Source organism: Psychrobacter cibarius (assembly GCF_904845955.1).
Classification (GTDB): domain Bacteria; phylum Pseudomonadota; class Gammaproteobacteria; order Pseudomonadales; family Moraxellaceae; genus Psychrobacter; species Psychrobacter cibarius_B.
The window spans coordinates 509,458-527,127 of record NZ_CAJGYX010000001.1 but is presented as its reverse complement, the minus strand read 5'-3'; the positions used below and the strand labels follow the sequence as shown (position 1 = coordinate 527,127).

Sequence of the window (17,670 nt, the reverse complement as noted above, 5' to 3'; positions counted from 1 at the left end):
TAGTAGTCATAACATCGTAAGTATTTGGAAGATAAGGTGTTATTCGACGCGCTCTACTATCGCCGCCTCAAACCAAGGTAGCTCTGTTTTGTCCGCTTCCAATTTAGCGATAACCACTAACGCATGAGTCGCTGGCAAGCAGTGATAATCAGCGTTTGCTTCAATACGAAGTAGTTGCTCATTACCTTCAGCTTGTTCATCTATACTGATTAAGGTTTGCTTATTATTTTTGTAGAGTACATCGATACGACCAAAAAACTGCCAATCTTTAAAAGCGGCTGTAATGGCGTCTGCTTCATTCTGGGTATAAAGTTGTTGGGTGTCTTTGCCCGTATTGGTCCAATGCAAGCGTACGGCTAACTGCAACGCTTCGCTAAAAACTACCAATGACCCCACGATTTTGACATGCCAAGGGCTTGTGATTAGTGCTTCGTTAATACCAATCAGCTTGGCTGCTTCATGAGCGCTCATGGGCGTATTGAACTGTGACAGGAGGGCAGGTGTGAGCGGATTTGCTTGCTTAATCGCATCATTTAAACTGTCGTAATGATATAAGAACGGTAGTGGTAAATCCTGTGTGACCGTCTTTTTAGTGATTTTGCAATTGTGTATCTTCCAACCAATCGTCTTGTCGCTTAGTGCTTCGGCCAGAATGAGCGCGTTAGGCTCAATGCTTTGAGTGGAGGCTTGAGTCTCATTTTCAGTTTCAGCGCTGCTTGGTTGTTTTTCATTATTGAATACAGAGCCAGCTGTGACAGACGTTTGCGCTGCTTGAGCAGGTTCTGTATAAATGTTACTCATATTTGATTGAGTCGGCAAAATAGACGAATCCATAAACGTAGCGTTGTTAAAGTAGAGGGTTAATATAACATTTAAAGCGCCTGACTCGCCAACCAAATTAGTGAGCTACCGCGATTAGCTTATGTATTGCTAATTTTTAATAACGAGTGCTATAGCAACTTGTGCTTAAACGACATTTCGTCCACTATATTACAGGCTATTCCATCCCTTCTAAAAGCTGTCGAGCAACCAATAATCAAACAAGTAAAGGAAAAAATAATGACCCAAGCCAATGAGCAAGCCGCGTATGACGATAACAATATCTTTGCCAAAATGCTAAACGGTGACATCCCATATCACAAAGTTTATGAAGATGATAAAACCCTTGCCTTTATGGATATCATGCCACAAGCAGAGGGGCATGTGCTGGTGATTCCTAAGCAAAAAGCCGTTGATTTGGCGGATCTTGAACCAGAGTATGCCGCCGCGGTGTTAATGACCGCTAAAAAAGTCATGCAAGCACAGCGTCAAGTATTTGCGCGTGAAGGGATTATTCAGATGCAATTAAATGGTAGCGAGGCGGGTCAAACCGTTTTTCATTATCACGTGCATCTCATTCCATCGAGTATTCATGAGCTCGGTCGACATGCAGTGACCCAAGCTGATCACACAGAACTGGCTGAAACGGCAAAGCAACTTGCTGCTGCCATTACTGTTTAATAATAAAAAAACGAGATGGCTGTCGAATTAACAAGCAAAACGTAAATTGTTCCAGAACAAAATAAAAAGGTCGCTAACAAGCGGCCTTTTTTATTACTTGGTAATAGTCATGTAAAAATCGTTAAAGTCATGTTACAAGTTGGGCGCTTGTCTGGGGTTTTCCAACATAGTGTGATAAAAATTGTATTTGTTTAATAATAACTGATGCATTTTCGCCTTTGTGAGTAACTTTTTAAAAAAAGCACTGCTCCTTCTGATTATTAATCTTGATATCGAAGATTATTTTTCATTGCTACTTTTTGGGGATATCACTTTCTATGAGTAAACTACCTCGCTCCACTATTTTGTTACCGGTTTTTGTACCGGCAGCAGCGATTATGCTGTTATTGGTGATCGGCACAGCCATCAACCCTGACGCTGCTGGCGAGCTGTTCAGCAAAGTTTTGGCATTTACCACCGACACTTTCGGCTGGTTTTATATGTTGGCAGTCGCCATATTTTTGATGTTTATCATCGCCTTGGCATTTTCGCCTTATGGCAGTATTAAATTGGGCCCTGACCATGCGGAGGCTGAGTATAAGTTTCTGGAATGGTTCGCCATGCTATTCTCCGCAGGCTACGGCATAGCCTTGCTGTTTTATGGCGTAGCAGAGCCCGTATTACATTTTGCCAGTCCGCCACTTTCCACGCCGCAGACGATTGAAGCTGCTAAAGAAGCCATGCAAATTGCCTATTTCCATTGGGGTTTCCATATTTGGGCGATTTATGGCGTAGTAGGTTTGTCGCTGGCGTATTTCTCTTTTCGTCATGGCTTGCCATTGTCGGTACGCTCAACGTTATATCCATTAATCGGTGACAAAATCTATGGCCCTATCGGACATACTGTTGATGTGTTTGCGATCGTGGGTACGATGTTCGGTATCGCCACCAGCTTGGGTCTGTCGGTGGCGCAAATTAACGCGGGTCTAAATTATTTGCTACCAGAGATGGTGCCAGTTAATACGACGGTGCAGGTTATCATCATTGCTTTAGTAACAGCAGCTGCCTTGGTATCCGTGCTGGCAGGTATGGACAAAGGCGTCAAGCGCTTGTCTATCTTAAACATGGTATTGGCAACGGCACTCATGTTATTTGTCTTTATCGTTGGTCCGTCGATCTTTATTCTAAATGCTTTTATGGAAAACACGGGCAGCTATCTGGGCAATATTGTTGAGCGTACTTTTAGCTTGCAAGCCTATCAATCAAGTGATTGGATCGGTAGTTGGACACTATTTATTTTTGCATGGACGATTGCTTGGGCGCCTTTTGTGGGTCTGTTTATTGCCAAAATCAGTCGCGGTCGCACCATTCGTGAGTTTGTATTGGGCGTCATGTTAGTGCCAACGCTATTTACCTTCTTTTGGTTTTCGGTGTTTGGCGATACGGCACTGCATATGATTATGGTTGATGGTTACGACGCGCTGATTAGCGAAGTGCAAAACAACCAAGCGATTGCGTTATTTAAATTGCTAGAGAATTTACCATTTACGCAGATTGTCTCATCATTGACAGTACTGTTAATTATTACTTTTTTTGTGACGTCATCGGATTCAGGGTCATTAGTGATTGATTCGCTCGCCGCAGGTGGACGTAGTGATACGCCTTGGTGGCAGCGCTCGTTTTGGGTGGTAACCGAGGGGGCGGTCGCGGCGGTTCTACTTATCGCAGGCGGTCTAAGTGCACTACAAACAGCAGCTATCGTTAGTGCTTTACCGTTTGCAATCATTATATTGATTTCGACATTTGGTATGTGGCGCGCACTACGTATTGAAGGACATCGCAATCAAAGCCTAGCCAATGACAATCATTTGCCGCCGCATCTACTTAAGCTTGACGCATGGCGTGATCGTATTGACTATATCACCAATCAACCAACGCGCGAAAAAGTGCTGGGTTATATCAAAGGTACGGTTTTATCATCGATGCATGAGGTGGCAGAGAAGTTTGCCGAAACAGGCTGGTTGCCTGATGTAAATTATGATGAGGTCAATAACCGTGCTGTATTGGAATTAAGACGCGGTGATAACGTTGAATTCTGGTATGAAGTTCGTTTGTCAGAGCATGAAATTCCTGATTATTATACGGAAGATATGGCCAATGAATTACCACAAGAGCACCATCATCGTGCTGAGGTATATTTGCGTCGTGGTGGTCAAACCTATGATTTATATGGCTATCAATCAGAGTCGGTGATTAACGATATTATTGATCAGTTCGAAAAATACCTACACTTCTTAAATGTGTCGCCAGATAGTTTGCCGTGGCGTATGCAGGAGCATGATGAGGACATCACCCTAGAGCAGGGCAGTGTGTTTGATAAGTAAGGGTGCACTGTTGAAAAAGTCGTGTTTCTTAATGCAAGTTATTCATGTTAATAGCTTGCAATATGCGTACGATTCCTTAGAATAACGGCTTGTTTTTATTATCTTATTTTAATTAATGGCAAGCCGTTTTTTATGTCTACTGATTCCCCTGATTTACCGTCGTCTTTGCCAGTATCTGACCATCCATTATTGCAGCCATTGAATATCGGCGGCTTGACGATTGAAAACCGTCTCATGGTTGCTCCTATGGCGGGCGTGACGGACAATCCTTTTCGGCGATTGTGTAAATCGTTTGGTGCCGGTCATGCGGTGAGTGAAATGATTATCGCTGACACGGCGCTTTACGCGCGCAAAAAGTCCTTGTATCGTGCCAATTTTGACAATGAAATTGCGCCTATTTCAGCGCAAATTGCAGGGGCTGAACCTGATAAATTGGCAGAAGCGGCACGCTATCAGATTGATAATGGCGCGCAAATTATTGATATCAATATGGGCTGTCCTGCCAAAAAAGTCTGCCGTAGGCTGGCAGGTTCTGCACTGTTACAAGACGAAGATCTGGTCGCCCGTTTACTAGATGCGGCGGTAAATAGCGTAAATGCCCCCGTGACCTTAAAAACGCGATTGGGCTATGAGAATGGTCGTGAGAATATCTTGCGTGTGGCGAAGCGTGCTGAGCAAGCAGGTATTGCGGCGATTGCCATTCACGGACGCACGCGTGAGGATATGTATACAGGTGAGGCGCGTTATGAGCTGATACGCGAAGTTAAAGAAAGCATCAACATTCCCGTCATTTCCAATGGTGATATCGATAGCGCGCAAAAAGCCCAGCGTGTTTATGAGCTGACAGGCTGTGATGCTGTGATGATTGGGCGTGCTGCCCAAGGACAACCGTGGATATTCCGCGATATCGAGCACTTCTTACGCACTGGTGAGAGTCTTGATGCACCGAGCGTCAGCCAGATAAAAGAGATTGTACTGGCGCATTTGCAAGAGCTATATGACTTTTATGGTGAGTACTCTGGCTGCCGTATCGCTCGCAAGCACATTGCTTGGTATACCACAGGCATTCCTAATTCTAATGCTTTTCGCCAAGCAATGTATGGCGAAGAAAGCACCGCTGGACAGTTTCGCGTGGTTGAAGATTTTTTGCAGGCGCACGAATAGTAAGTGAGCAGAGGGTTCATGCTAAGCGTCTGTTAAATGATAAAAAATCTTTAAAGCTCGTCCACTTTAGCGGTATGTGGTTCTTTTTTGAGTACTGTATTTTCTTTTTGCCAAGGAAATTTGCCTTCTAATTCTACTTGTAGTGACAAGCTCAAAAAAGTCCGAATGAGTACGATAAAACCTAGTACTAGGACGCTGCGTAACGTCGGTTCTGTGACGACAGTCGCCATAATATCAGCGGCGATGAGGACTTCTAATCCTAACAAAATAGATTTACCGACGGTTTGTCTGATTTCGATATAGGTCTCGTGATTAAAACCACTGGTTAGGCGAATCCCTCGATAAAAAGCAAAAAACAGTCCAAAAAACATGATAAGTACGCCTATGATCTCGACTATCTTAGCAATTAAATCAATGTAATGAGCTAGAGTTGCAATCAAAACAGATACTCCTTATCGATATTCGGTGAAAAGCGTAAGTCTAAGCAATACTGCGATTATACGTTTATCAATCCTTATAATCGTCAAATTATCTGGCTGAGACGGCGGTTTTGTTCACTTTAAGCCATAATTTTTTGCTATGCTGTAATCGAACATTCATAGGCATAGAAACAACAAAAAGGATTTTTTATGGCCAATCCCTCAAAAAAAGCAATCAACAAAGCGGTCAAAGATAAGCATATCATTATCACAGGGGCATCAAGCGGTATTGGTGAGCGTACAGCGTATTTACTTAGTGAATGCGGTGCGCATGTTATCTTATTAGCACGCACCGAAGACAAACTAAAAGCCGTTAAAGAAAGTATCGAGGAGCTTGGTGGCAATGCCAGTTATTACCCTTGTGATTTGACCAATATGGATGATATCGAAAAAGTTAGCACGCAAATTTTGGCAGATTTCGGACATGTTGATGTTTTAGTCAATAACGCTGGTCGTTCAATTCGGCGCTCGGTTCACGAGTCTATTAATCGTTTCCATGATTTTGAGCGTACTATGGATATCAATTACTTTGGCGCGGTTAAAATAGTTCTTGGGTTTTTGCCGACGATGATTGAACGTCAGACTGGTCAAATTGTGAATATCTCCTCTATTGGCGTATTGGCAAACAGTCCGCGTTTTGCCGCTTATGTTGCCTCAAAATCGGCATTGGATGCTTTTAGCCGCTGCTTAGCTGCTGAAGTGAAAGGCGATAATGTGACGATTACCAATATTTTTATGCCATTGGTACGCACGCCTATGATTGAGCCTACTAAGTTGTACCGCTACATGCCTGCGCTTATGCCTGATGAAGCAGCGATGATGGTTGCCAAAGCGATTGTCCATAAACCAAACAGTATTGCCAGCAACATGGGTAAATTTGCGTCAGCTACTTATTCACTGGCACCAGCAATCAACGTTGGTATTCAGTCGATGGGTTATCGTATTTTTCCAAGCACCCGCGCTGGACTGACTACTGATAAGAAGCCAAGCCTTGCTCAGCGTGCCTTTGCCAGAATACTTCCTGGTGAGCATCATTAGAATAGGCTGTATATGAGCCTTGATTTAGAATAAAAAAGGACGCTGCGGTGTCCTTTTTTAACGCCTTAAAAATTATTAATGTTGATACAAAAGAGGAGAGAGGGCAGTAGCAGCCTTTTTTTTCTTAACGCTTTATTATGATCAAAACCTATTTATAACTGTCTACCATCATCACTCTTATGAGAACTAAATTTGAGTCAACTCAAATTTAGATTTAGATATGGCACGGACATTAGATCATAAGTCGTTTCGGGTCATAAATGAGTCAATCATGGCAGCTCAAATCGTGATTGCCATGATGTTAGATCCTGTATGAGTCAGGATAATGTTTAAGGCATATGTCAGTCGGCTTATAATGAAAGCTCCGCCCCCAACGCTTATGTCCTGTAAAGTACTTTAACCACATGCCAGCCAAATTTGGTTTTTACCAAATGTGGGGTGAAGAGTTTGCCGCTGAAGCAGATTTTATCAAATGCTGGTACCATGTCGCCTTGTTGAAACTCACCTAAGCTGCCGCCTTTTTTACCTGATGGGCAGGTTGAATGTCGTTTCGCCAGCACATCGAACTTAGCGCCTTTTTGAAGCTTGGCAATAATATCTTCAGCCTGTTCTTTGTGTTTTACTAAAATGTGTAATGCGCTAGCTGTCCGAGCCATAATGTAAACCTTTCATAAAATATCAATTATCGGGGCATTATATCACGGCTTATCTTGGTTGCTAACTTCACTTGTATGCGCTACTCTCTCAAAATTCATTATCTACACAGGGGCTACTATTTGGATGAGAATCGGTGTCTTTTGAGTGTCGCTGTCATTACATCGGTGCAATGCATTTGGGTAGATGTGCATGAGCAGATCAATCGCACCTTGATCTGAGCTAAGAATCAAGGGTAGCTTACGAGCCCAATCAAGCCTAATGGTTAGGCATTAAGCGCTTTGCTAACTTTTTAATATCGTTATTCCCAACAGGATCTAGTGACTTGGCATACCATAATGATCTGCGATTAGCTCAACAGTGCGCGATTGGGCGCGGCGCGAATAGCCCTGAACCACCATCATGACCTCATCCACCCCTGTCTGCTCCTGAAGATCCTCTAAACCTTTTGCGACCTCATCAGCAGTACCATGAAGGGTTTGATCGGTATACTGCTCAATAATCTGGCGCTCTTGCATATTGCCTTGAAAAGCCGCCACTTCATCAGGAGGCAGCAAAGCAAAAGGTTTGCGCTGGAACATTCTTAACATTGCCATGGCAGACGATGTTGATTGGCGACGTGCCTCTACAGGATCTTCATCTGCAATCGCACCAATACTGACCAAACTATATGGCTTGGCTAGAATTTTTGAAGGACGGAAGTTTTCTCGGTAAATGCGCATCGCATTTAAAACATCAGCACTACCAAACTGTAGAGCGAACGCATATGGTCTGCCAAGCTGTGCTGCCATGTGGGCTGAATAAGTCGATGACCCCAGGATCCAAACATCAGTGGCGGTCTTTGATGGTGGCACTCGGTTTTGCTCAGCTTGCCACGGACCTGGCACCGCATGAACCTCACTATAAGGATGGTCTTTTGGAAAGCTGTTTTCTAAAAAGCCCAACAATTCTGCAACTTGCTGAGGAAATTCATCGTTTGCTGCCTGATGCCGACGCAAAGCTGACGCCGTTGCGCCATCCGTACCCGCCGCCCGTCCCAAACCAAGATCAATTCGTCCTGGCGCCATCGCATCGAGCATACCAAATTGTTCAGCGATGACCAAAGGCACATGATTGGGTAGCATGATACCGCCTGCACCAAGTCTAATGCGCTCAGTTTCTCCAGTCAGCCGAGCCACCATCATCTGCGGCGAAGGAACCGCAGCCCCCGGCATGGCATGATGTTCAGACATCCAAAACCGCTGAAAACCCCTTTTGTCTGCCAGCTTTGCAAGTGCAATCATCTCTTGAAAGGTGTTCTCTGCCGTGTGACCAACGCCGGTGAAGGCATTGTCGAGCACCGAAAGAGCGAAAGGGGCGTTGCCTGAATGATTTGGAATATTCATAAACGATCTCATTTTTACCTTATTAACGATGCATGACAACACACTTTGGGTATTGCCATATAAGAAAGATTTAAAGACTCAGCCATCAAGCACTAGAATTTATAGATCTGACCATCATTAGGAACAAGCGCACGCTGCTTGTCTAAGCGTTTTTCCTCGATAAAGCGGCGAAGCTCTGCTTTCGTTAGCGTGGCATGATTAACGGTATCCATGTGCACGCTAACAATCTGCGCATTAGGAGAGAATTGATACGCGCGGTATACATCCTCTTTACCCATGATGATAGAGTCATCAACAAAGGTAGTTAACTTGGCATAGCCTGTACTCAGGATGACTGCATCAGGTTTGTAACGAGTCAGCGCATCTTCTACTTCCTTATCCCAAATGGTATCCCCTGCGACATAGACGGTCTTGTAGTTTGGTTTTTGAAACACAATCCCCATCGTTTTGCCCAGCAGTTCAGCTAATGGCGCCACTTTATACATCTCATCAGTGCCATGCTGTCCGATGGTTTTATTGATTTTAGTGCCTTTAAATACAACGCCTTGCTCGGTTAATACTCTGACATCGGTAAAACCATCTTTACGTACGATTGCAGCATCGGCTGCATCTTGGGTAAAAATTGGCATGTCACGAGGCACGAGGTTGCGTGCGGCATCATCCCAATGGTCAGCATGAAGATGCGTCAAGATAATGGCATCCGCCTTAAGCACTTCGGCAACAGTCATCGGCAAATCCACCATTGGATAGCGTATTTGGCTATTTACTGTGCCATCAAACCCTGGATAAGCGTTTTTAGCTGCTAGCATCGGATCCACTAAAAATGTGGTGCCAGCATAATCAAGCTTGATCGTGGCATTACGGATTTGCTGAAATTCAACGGTATTGGTCGCTGTCTGTTTTACAGCGTTAGAATTTGCTGCTGGACTGGCAAAGGTGGTACATGCCGTTAACAACATCATGCCACTTAACAGTGTGGTGCCGGTCAGCGATTTTGCGATATTCATAATAGTTACCTTATTGAGGAAATTCTTCTTAATGGGAATAGGGTTTAAAAGTCTATTTCATGAATAAATCATGATTTGATTAACAACTCTGGATTAACGCGCAATCCACGTTTGGGTATCAATCACTTCGCCATATAGAAACTCAATCGCGGCCATGATGGTGGCATGAGCCTGAGCAGCAGGTACTTTCGTACCATTAAACTCAAGATCAAGCGTGGCACAGGCATCATGAACCGTAGTGGTTGTATAACCAAAGTCCACTGCAGCACGAACTGTGGCATCCACACACATGTGGCTCATGGCGCCAATCACAGTCACTTCTTTGATACCTTCTTTATCTAATAGCTCTTTCAGATTGGTCTCGCGGAACGAATTGGGGTAATGCTTAGTGATGACGGCTTCATTCTCTATTGGTTTTACCTTTTCATTAATCTCTACACCATCGGTACCAGGCGTAAAGATTGGTGCGTCAGCAGGCATTTCATGACGGATATGAATGACGGTATGACCTTTTTCTTTAGCAGACGCAATCACCAAAGCGGCATTATCAGCGGCTTCATTAATACCTACGAGTGATAAGTTACCTTGTGGGAAATACTCATTTTGAATGTCGACAACGATCAATGCTTGCGTGTTCATAATAATGCCTCTTTGTTTATGGAAGTGACTGTATAGGCGTATATTTTACAAGCACTGTGCTACACTAACGAGTGGCTACATCGACACATAAGAGGTTAATAACGACATATGAGTCATAAAAATCCGATTGAAATTGGGTTGGTCGTCTATGAGAAAGCACAAATGGCCGCTATCCTTGGACTGACTGATTTACTGACGGTTGCCAGTAAAATTGCCGCCAAACGTCAAGATACAACCGATCTGCCTCTACAAGTAAGTCACTGGGAGATTAGCGGCGTTAAGCAGCAGCCTAAGCGCACTTTTTTGAGCGATCTTGATAGCGTAGGAAGATTAACAGCTGTCATCATTCCACCCACGTTAGAAGCACCGATTGCAAAGCAAGCGGCAGAACCTTGGCTAGAATGGCTAAAAGAGCAGCATTCGACAGGGATGATACTGTCGTCCGTCTGCGCTGGTGCTTTTTTATTGGGCGAAACAGGACTACTCTCCAAACGCAAGGCAACCACGCATTGGGGTTATGCAGAGGATTTTAAGCAGCGTTTCCCTGATGTGGAGCTTGATGTGGATCGTATTATTATCGAAGACGGTGATATTGTGACCGCTGGTGGCGCGATGGCTTGGACAGATTTGGGGCTTAGGATGATTGATCGCTTTCTTGGTTCTCAGGTGATGAATGAGACCGCTCGTGCGTTGTTAATCGACCCCTCAAGGCGTGAACAATGTTATTACAGTGCATTTTCTCCAATACTCACCCATGGTGACGCAGCCATATTAAAGGTACAGCATTGGCTGCAAAAAACAGAGGCGCAAGATATTGATTTGTCCACACTAGCCAATTGTGCGCAGTTAGAAGAGCGTACTTTTCTGCGTCGTTTTCATAAGGCGACGGGTATGACATCCACAGAATATTGTCAGCGGTTACGCATCGGAGAAGCAAAAGACTTTTTACAGTTCTCATCATCTCCTGTTGAGCAAATAGCGTGGAAGGTGGGTTATAGTGATGCCAGTGCATTTCGTAAAATATTTAAGCGCATTGTTGGTTTGACACCAAGTGAGTATCGGCGCAGATTTAATACGAATAAGGCGTGATAGGTTTAGGTAATGATTTTTTTAAAGGTAGGCACATTGACTGCTTATAGGTAAGAGTTAGATGTAATAAAACGGCCACTGATGTAGCCATAACCGTTTTATTCTTTAACTATCATTAACGGGAAGACACTCCTTTAAAACGTAGTAAACGCAATGCATTCAGCGTCACCAGTACTGTAGCACCAGTATCTGCTAGCACAGCAATCCAAAGTCCTGTCACGCCGAGCACAGTGGTTATCAGAAATATGCCTTTTAACCCAAGTGCAAATATGACATTTTGATGGATATTTCTCATGGTGGCGCGGGATAAGGCAATAAGGTTAGCAACGTCCATCACGCGGCTTTTTAATAGGGCAATATCAGCCGTTTCGATCGCCACATCCGTGCCACTGCCCATCGCAATGCCAATATCTGCCGCTGCCAAAGCGGGTGCATCATTGATACCATCACCAATCATCGCTATTTTACTATTGCTTTGCATCTCGCTGAGTAGACGTAGCTTGTCTTCAGGTAACAGCTCGGCCTGCCACTCTATATCTAACTGACTAGCAAGTGCTTTTGCTGTACGGCTATTGTCACCTGTGAGCATGACAGAGCGCACGTTCATTTTATTCAGCTGTGCAATAGCTTGCTGTGCATCTTCTCGTAACTCATCACGTAGAGCGACCAATCCGAGCGCCTCCCTCGTTTGCTCATCAAACAAAATAGAAACCGTTTTACCATCATTTTGTAGCATCTCAATTTGAATCTGCTGCTCAGCTGGCAACATCACTTTCTCAGCGACGTAGACTGGTGAGCCGATGGCCAAAGAGCGTCCAGCGACAGTGGCATGAACGGCTTTGCCTGCCGTAGCAAAAGCATTAGAGGCATCCGGTATCACTACCTTAGCGGCTTTGGCATGATCCACAATAGCGATAGCAAGTGGATGACTGGAGGTAGCATCGACACTTGCAAACAGTGACAGTAGTTTATCTTGACCCTCAGCAGCGGTATGCGCTGTTTTAAAACCAATAACATCGGTTACCCGTGGTTTTCCTTCAGTCAAAGTACCCGTTTTATCAAAAGCCACAGTACTGACCTGACCCACCAACTCCATGACATTACCGCCTTTGATAAGCAGTCCATGGCGCGTGCCGACAGCCAAACCTGAGGCAATAGCGGCAGGTGTTGACAGTACAAGAGCACAAGGACAAGCTATCAGTAATAGCGCCAAACCGCGATATAACCATATTCCCCATTCTGCTCCCATCAGTAGAGGTGGGATAATAATGACCAGCGCTGCAATCGCCATAACGATAGGCGTATAGTATCGGCTAAAGGTTTCAATAAAGCGTGCGGTCGGTGCTTTGGACGCTTGCGCCTGCTCCACAAGTTCAATAATACGCGCAATCGTATTATCTGCCGCTGTTTTTTCTACGCGTATTTGTAGTACCCCATCAACGTTGATAGATCCAGCAAAGACCTCAGCGCCTATGGTTTTGGCAACAGGAACAGATTCTCCTGTCACAGGTGACTCATCAAGGCTAGATATCCCTTGAATAATCACCCCATCAGCAGAAACTCTATCACCGGGACGCACAAGCACCTTATCGTTAATCTGTAATGCAGTCGCTGCCACCTGACATTGTTGTCCTTGCGCGTCCAATAAAATAGCCGTCTTTGGCACTAGTGATGATAACGCTCTGATGCCAGCGCGCGCACGATCAGCTGCGACGCTTTCTAATAGCTCACCAACCGAAAATAGGAACACCACGGCAGCAGCTTCTTCTGCCTCTCCAATGATAAGGGCGCCGATAGCCGCAACAGACATGAGCATTTCAATTGAAAAAGGCGAACCTACTAACGCCAGTGCAAAAGCTTTACGGGCAAATGGTAGGACACCGATAGCCACAGCGGCAATAAAAACCCATGCGCCATATTCAGGGAAAATTAAAGACAACATATATGCGGCACTCATCAAAAGCCCATTACCAACGACCTGTTTGCCTTTTATGGTTTGCCACCAGCGCTGATCGTTTACCGCTGCTTGACCACCATCAATACCCATCTCATTTTGTTGACTCGTTAACGCCAATATACCAAACCCTAAGCGCTTAATAGTCTTTTCGATATCTTTAACGTCAGTACTTGTATCAGGTTCTAGAGTTAACTCTAGCTTTTGAGTCGAAAAGTTTAGCTGAACCGCAGAGACACCAGGCATACGTGTTAGTGCCCGCTCAATTTTGCCAACACAACTGGCACAGTCCATACCTTCAATATGATATTGCATAGTTATTTATCCTCTTATTAAAGACATTATGGACCCTATAGTAGCTTCAGGGTCAAGGCTTTTAACGACAAAGGGGTTTGATTTTTTATCAGCAAACCTTATAGTTACTTTATTGTTTTAGATAATAGAAAATACTATTTAAGGAGATACACATGCTAATCAAAATTGGTGAGCTTGCCACGCGCACAGGGGCGACGGTCGAAACCATTCGCTATTATGAGAAAGAGAGGTTATTACCAGAGCCTGCGCGTAGCCAAGGCAATTATCGTTTGTACAATGAGGTGCATTTTGAGCGTCTACAATTTATCCTGCACTGCCGTACGCTCGATATGACTTTGGATGAAGTACGAACCCTGCTTCAGTATAGAGATAAACCTGAGGAAAACTGCGGTGAGGTCAATGTGCTATTGGATGAGCATATCGATGCGGTAGAAACACGTATGGAAGAATTGGTTCAGTTAAAGCAACATCTACTAGCGTTGCGGCAAAAATGCGCAAGTGAAGCGCTGGCTGAATCCTGCGGAATATTGCATGCGCTTGCCGATAACTCCTGTCATAAATAAAGTATTCATTTTGGTAACATTATCCACTTTCCATACGTAAAAGTAGACCTATCACCAAACGCGTGTGGTCAATAAATTCAAAATGATTCAGCCCATAATCCTTTCTGTTAATCGTATAGACTGCGCGTCTATCAGACTGACTCATTGCACTTGTGCAGGGAAGCCAGCCTTTGCTAAAGCAGCCGTCATCTGCTCAACACTTGCGATGGTTTCGATACTGACCACTTTGGCTACTAAATCAATGTCAATCTTGGAGTTTGAGTCGATATCGTGAATGATGGCTGTCACACCACGAGCACAGCCGCCACATTTCATGTTTCCAATCCATAGTTTCATAGCCTTTCTCCAAATAAGTTTTTATTTCATCACTAAGCTTAAGCCTTGTCATGATGGTAAGGTCAAACATATTTTAAAAAACAGGCTTGACCTTACCATCATGTCAACCTCTATGCTGTTGATAACAGATTGAACATGATAGAGGGTGTTATGAACTCAGAAAATAGTAAGTCTTATCTTTACAATGAAACATTGCCAATTGAGGGTATGACCTGTGCTTCCTGTGTGGGACGGGTGGAAAAAGTATTAAAAAAAGTTGAAGGTGTTGAAAATGCTGAGGTGAATCTAGCGACTGAAAACGCCATGATTTCCTCGTCTCAACCTTTAGACCTTATCGCAGTAACCAAAGCCGTAGAACGAGCCGGTTATAAGATCTTGGCCTCTCAGCCGATTGAGCTGTCGATAGAAGGTATGACTTGTGCTTCCTGTGTTGGACGGGTAGAAAAAGCCTTAAAAAAAGTCGAGGGCGTACAACAAGCAAACGTCAACCTTGCTACCGAACGAGCATGGATACAAGGTAACGCTCAAGTACAGAGCAGCGATTTGATTCAAGCCGTTAAAAAAGCAGGATACACGGCTAAGCAGATTGAGCAGAGTGTGAGTGTTCAACAGGATAAAAAAGCCACGGAACAGCAGCAGCTGAAACGAGATTTGACGATCTCTTTAATTCTAGCTGTGCCTGTTTTTATTCTAGAAATGGGGTCACATATGATTCCAGCTTTTCATATGTGGGTCATGGACAATATCGGCACGCAACAAAGCTGGCTGATTCAATTTGTTTTGACCACGCTGGTACTCATCTTTCCAGGGCGACGTTTTTATCAAAAAGGTATTCCAGCATTATGGCGCTTTGCTCCAGATATGAATTCATTGGTGGCTGTGGGCACACTGGCGGCCTATAGTTTTTCACTAGTCGCTACATTTACTCCACAAGTCCTACCTGAAGGCACTGTGAATGTTTATTACGAAGCGGCCGCTGTGATTGTAAGCTTAATTTTATTAGGGCGTTATTTTGAGGCAAAAGCCAAAGGGCGTACCTCTCAAGCCATTCAACATCTAGTGGGTATGCAAGCAAAAACAGCACGTGTTCACCACAATGGGCAAATGATTGAAGTGCCGATTGCAGAAGTGACCACAGAAACGATTGTTGAGACTCGTCCCGGTGAGCGTGTTCCAGTCGATGGTGAAGTCGTTGAAGGTCAAAGTTATATTGATGAATCCATGATTACAGGTGAACCCGTGCCTGTCAAAAAACAAGTCGGTGATCAAGTGGTCGGAGGAACGGTCAATCAGAATGGGACCTTGAATTTTCGGGCGACTGCTATCGGAGAATCGTCGGTATTGGCACAAATCATTCGCATGGTTGAACAGGCTCAAGGGTCTAAATTACCGATTCAGGCATTGGTTGATAAAGTCACTATGTGGTTTGTCCCCATGGTCATGCTCTTAGCAATGCTCACTTTTATAGTCTGGTTTATCTTTGGTCCTGACCCTGCGTTGACGTTTAGTCTCGTCAACGCCGTTGCCGTCCTAATCATTGCTTGTCCCTGTGCAATGGGATTGGCAACCCCTACATCCATAATGGTTGGTACAGGTCGCGGCGCAGAAATGGGCGTCTTATTCCGCAAAGGTGAAGCGTTACAAGCTTTACAGGAAGTAAAAGTCATTGCTGTCGATAAAACTGGCACATTGACTGAAGGCAAACCAACCTTAACAGACTTTTATGTCCAACCAGGGTTCGAACGTGAGCAAGTCTTGCGTATTGTGGCATCGGTTGAAGCAAAATCTGAACATCCCATTGCCCTAGCCATTGTTCATGCTGCAGAGCAACAAGATATCAGCTTATTACCGATTACCACTTTTGACTCTGTGACGGGATTTGGAATCAAAGCAGAAGTTGAAGGTCAAGCCGTTCATATTGGTGCTGATCGTTATATGCAGCAATTAGGACTTGATGTTACGCCCTTTAAAGACGAAGCCGCGCACTTAGGACAAGAAGCTAAAACCCCCATATATATTGCGATTGATCAGAAATTGGCTGCTATTATTGCCGTTGCAGATCCTATTAAAGACAGCACTTATGCCGCGATTGCAGGTTTACATCAACTGGGATTAAAAGTAGCAATGATTACAGGCGACAATCGCCATACTGCGCAAGCGATTGCCGCAAAATTACATATTGATCAAGTGATCGCAGAAGTGTTGCCTGATGGAAAAGTAGATGCGATACGTCAACTGCAGCAACAATATGGACGAGTGGCTTTTGTTGGTGATGGTATTAATGATGCACCCGCTCTTGCTCAAGCTGATGTCGGTCTGGCGATTGGGACAGGGACAGATGTGGCAATTGAAGCCGCAGATGTAGTGTTGATGTCGGGTAGTTTACAAGGGGTTCCTAATGCGATTGCTTTAAGTAAGGCCACCATCAAAAATATTCGACAAAATCTATTTTGGGCATTTTTCTATAACATTGCTTTAATTCCAATTGCCGCAGGGGTTTTATATCCAGCATTTGGAATTTTGTTGTCCCCCATTTTTGCAGCAGGCGCAATGGCCCTATCTTCTGTTTTTGTGCTAGGTAATGCCTTACGCTTAAAGTACTTTCAGGTGCCAACGATTAAAGAATAGATTGTACTAAGATAGGGTTAAAGTAGCTGTTTGGCTTTAACCCTTTTTATATCAGGAGGAAAGTTATGAATATCGGTCAAGCGTCAGAGCTATCGGGAATCTCTCCCAAAATGATCCGCTATTATGAACAAATCGGGTTGCTTGATGCCGTAAAACGCTCAAATTCAGGGTATCGAATGTATTCTAAACAAGATATAAAAGACTTATGCTTTTTGAGACAGGCTCGTGATTTAGGTTTTTCCTCCAAACAGATGAAAGAGTTGCTTGATTTGCGAAAAAATACAGATCGGCAGAGTGCTGATGTTAAACAATTAACACTGCAACATATCGTAACTTTGAACCAAAAAATAGCTCAATTACAAGATATGGTGAGCTTATTACAGATTTCTGCTGATCATTGCTCAGGTGATGCAAACGCAGATTGTGCCATACTAAAAGATCTTGAACAGAGTAAATAAAGTAAATTAGATATAATCTTACCTGTTTTTTATGCATATCTCAGTCTGAAAAAACATGTGTCTAAAAGAATACTTTCAGAAAAAATTAAGGCTATGGT

The 17,670-nt window shown here is 44.0% G+C and carries 16 protein-coding genes; 8 read left to right on the top strand and 8 right to left on the bottom strand.

What is annotated here, in order from left to right; all coding sequences use genetic code 11:
- Nucleotides 1-39: 39 nt before the first annotated feature.
- Nucleotides 40-834 carry a hypothetical protein gene (locus tag JMV76_RS02080; protein WP_201501435.1) on the bottom strand — a complete coding sequence of 265 codons (795 nt, stop codon included), beginning with the start codon at nt 832-834 and terminating at the stop codon, nt 40-42.
- A 225-nt stretch (nt 835-1,059) separates the two neighbouring features.
- On the opposite strand from JMV76_RS02080, the gene JMV76_RS02075 reads away from it, so the two are divergent.
- The 3 genes from JMV76_RS02075 to dusB all read left to right on the top strand — a co-directional run bounded on the left by JMV76_RS02075 (nt 1,060) and on the right by dusB (nt 5,027).
- A complete protein-coding gene (locus tag JMV76_RS02075; RefSeq protein WP_201501434.1) occupies nt 1,060-1,500 on the top strand; it encodes an HIT family protein in 441 nt (146 codons plus the stop codon).
- Nucleotides 1,501-1,817: 317 nt separating this feature from the next.
- The gene (locus JMV76_RS02070; protein WP_087814377.1) at nt 1,818-3,863 is read left to right on the top strand and encodes a BCCT family transporter; all 2,046 of its coding nucleotides are present in this window, start codon (nt 1,818-1,820) and stop codon (nt 3,861-3,863) included.
- A gap of 132 nt (nt 3,864-3,995) precedes the next feature.
- The gene (gene dusB / locus JMV76_RS02065; RefSeq protein ID WP_201501433.1) at nt 3,996-5,027 is read left to right on the top strand and encodes a tRNA dihydrouridine synthase DusB; all 1,032 of its coding nucleotides are present in this window, start codon (nt 3,996-3,998) and stop codon (nt 5,025-5,027) included.
- 50 nt (nt 5,028-5,077) lie between these two features.
- Here dusB and JMV76_RS02060 read toward each other — a convergent pair whose 3' ends face one another.
- On the bottom strand, nt 5,078-5,467 hold the full coding sequence (locus tag JMV76_RS02060) for a DUF1622 domain-containing protein (RefSeq protein ID WP_201501432.1): 390 nt from the start codon (nt 5,465-5,467) through the stop codon (nt 5,078-5,080).
- 189 nt (nt 5,468-5,656) lie between these two features.
- Here JMV76_RS02060 and JMV76_RS02055 point away from each other — a divergent pair, with 189 nt between their 5' ends.
- The gene (locus JMV76_RS02055) at nt 5,657-6,544 is read left to right on the top strand and encodes an SDR family NAD(P)-dependent oxidoreductase (RefSeq protein ID WP_201501431.1); all 888 of its coding nucleotides are present in this window, start codon (nt 5,657-5,659) and stop codon (nt 6,542-6,544) included.
- A gap of 377 nt (nt 6,545-6,921) precedes the next feature.
- On the opposite strand, the gene JMV76_RS02050 is transcribed toward JMV76_RS02055, so the two are convergent.
- The 4 genes from JMV76_RS02050 to JMV76_RS02035 form a co-directional block, all read right to left on the bottom strand.
- Entirely contained in the window at nt 6,922-7,200 is a 279-nt protein-coding gene (locus JMV76_RS02050) for a peptidylprolyl isomerase (protein ID WP_060490868.1), read from the bottom strand.
- 315 nt (nt 7,201-7,515) lie between these two features.
- Nucleotides 7,516-8,583, bottom strand: a complete 1,068-nt coding sequence (locus JMV76_RS02045) for an LLM class flavin-dependent oxidoreductase (RefSeq protein WP_201501430.1) — start codon at nt 8,581-8,583, stop codon at nt 7,516-7,518.
- A 92-nt stretch (nt 8,584-8,675) separates the two neighbouring features.
- Nucleotides 8,676-9,590: an MBL fold metallo-hydrolase gene (locus JMV76_RS02040; RefSeq protein ID WP_201501429.1), complete on the bottom strand. Its 915-nt coding sequence runs from the start codon at nt 9,588-9,590 to the stop codon at nt 8,676-8,678.
- 93 nt (nt 9,591-9,683) lie between these two features.
- Nucleotides 9,684-10,229, bottom strand: a complete 546-nt coding sequence (locus JMV76_RS02035) for a cysteine hydrolase family protein (RefSeq protein WP_201501428.1) — start codon at nt 10,227-10,229, stop codon at nt 9,684-9,686.
- A gap of 108 nt (nt 10,230-10,337) precedes the next feature.
- Here JMV76_RS02035 and JMV76_RS02030 point away from each other — a divergent pair, with 108 nt between their 5' ends.
- Complete coding sequence (locus tag JMV76_RS02030; RefSeq protein ID WP_201501427.1) at nt 10,338-11,318, top strand: GlxA family transcriptional regulator; 981 nt, start codon at nt 10,338-10,340, stop codon at nt 11,316-11,318.
- A 115-nt stretch (nt 11,319-11,433) separates the two neighbouring features.
- Here JMV76_RS02030 and JMV76_RS02025 read toward each other — a convergent pair whose 3' ends face one another.
- Nucleotides 11,434-13,587 carry a heavy metal translocating P-type ATPase gene (locus JMV76_RS02025; protein ID WP_201501426.1) on the bottom strand — a complete coding sequence of 718 codons (2,154 nt, stop codon included), beginning with the start codon at nt 13,585-13,587 and terminating at the stop codon, nt 11,434-11,436.
- A 152-nt stretch (nt 13,588-13,739) separates the two neighbouring features.
- Here JMV76_RS02025 and cadR point away from each other — a divergent pair, with 152 nt between their 5' ends.
- Nucleotides 13,740-14,150 (top strand): Cd(II)/Pb(II)-responsive transcriptional regulator, encoded by a 411-nt coding sequence (gene cadR / locus JMV76_RS02020; protein WP_374190032.1) that lies wholly within the window; start codon nt 13,740-13,742, stop codon nt 14,148-14,150.
- A gap of 141 nt (nt 14,151-14,291) precedes the next feature.
- Here the strand turns inward: cadR and JMV76_RS02015 are convergent, their stop codons facing one another.
- Complete coding sequence (locus JMV76_RS02015; RefSeq protein WP_201501425.1) at nt 14,292-14,486, bottom strand: heavy-metal-associated domain-containing protein; 195 nt, start codon at nt 14,484-14,486, stop codon at nt 14,292-14,294.
- 150 nt (nt 14,487-14,636) lie between these two features.
- Between JMV76_RS02015 and JMV76_RS02010 the strand changes: the two genes are divergently transcribed.
- Nucleotides 14,637-17,114 (top strand): heavy metal translocating P-type ATPase, encoded by a 2,478-nt coding sequence (locus tag JMV76_RS02010; protein ID WP_201501424.1) that lies wholly within the window; start codon nt 14,637-14,639, stop codon nt 17,112-17,114.
- A gap of 65 nt (nt 17,115-17,179) precedes the next feature.
- Nucleotides 17,180-17,572, top strand: a complete 393-nt coding sequence (locus tag JMV76_RS02005) for a MerR family transcriptional regulator (protein ID WP_201501423.1) — start codon at nt 17,180-17,182, stop codon at nt 17,570-17,572.
- Nucleotides 17,573-17,670 lie beyond the last annotated feature (98 nt).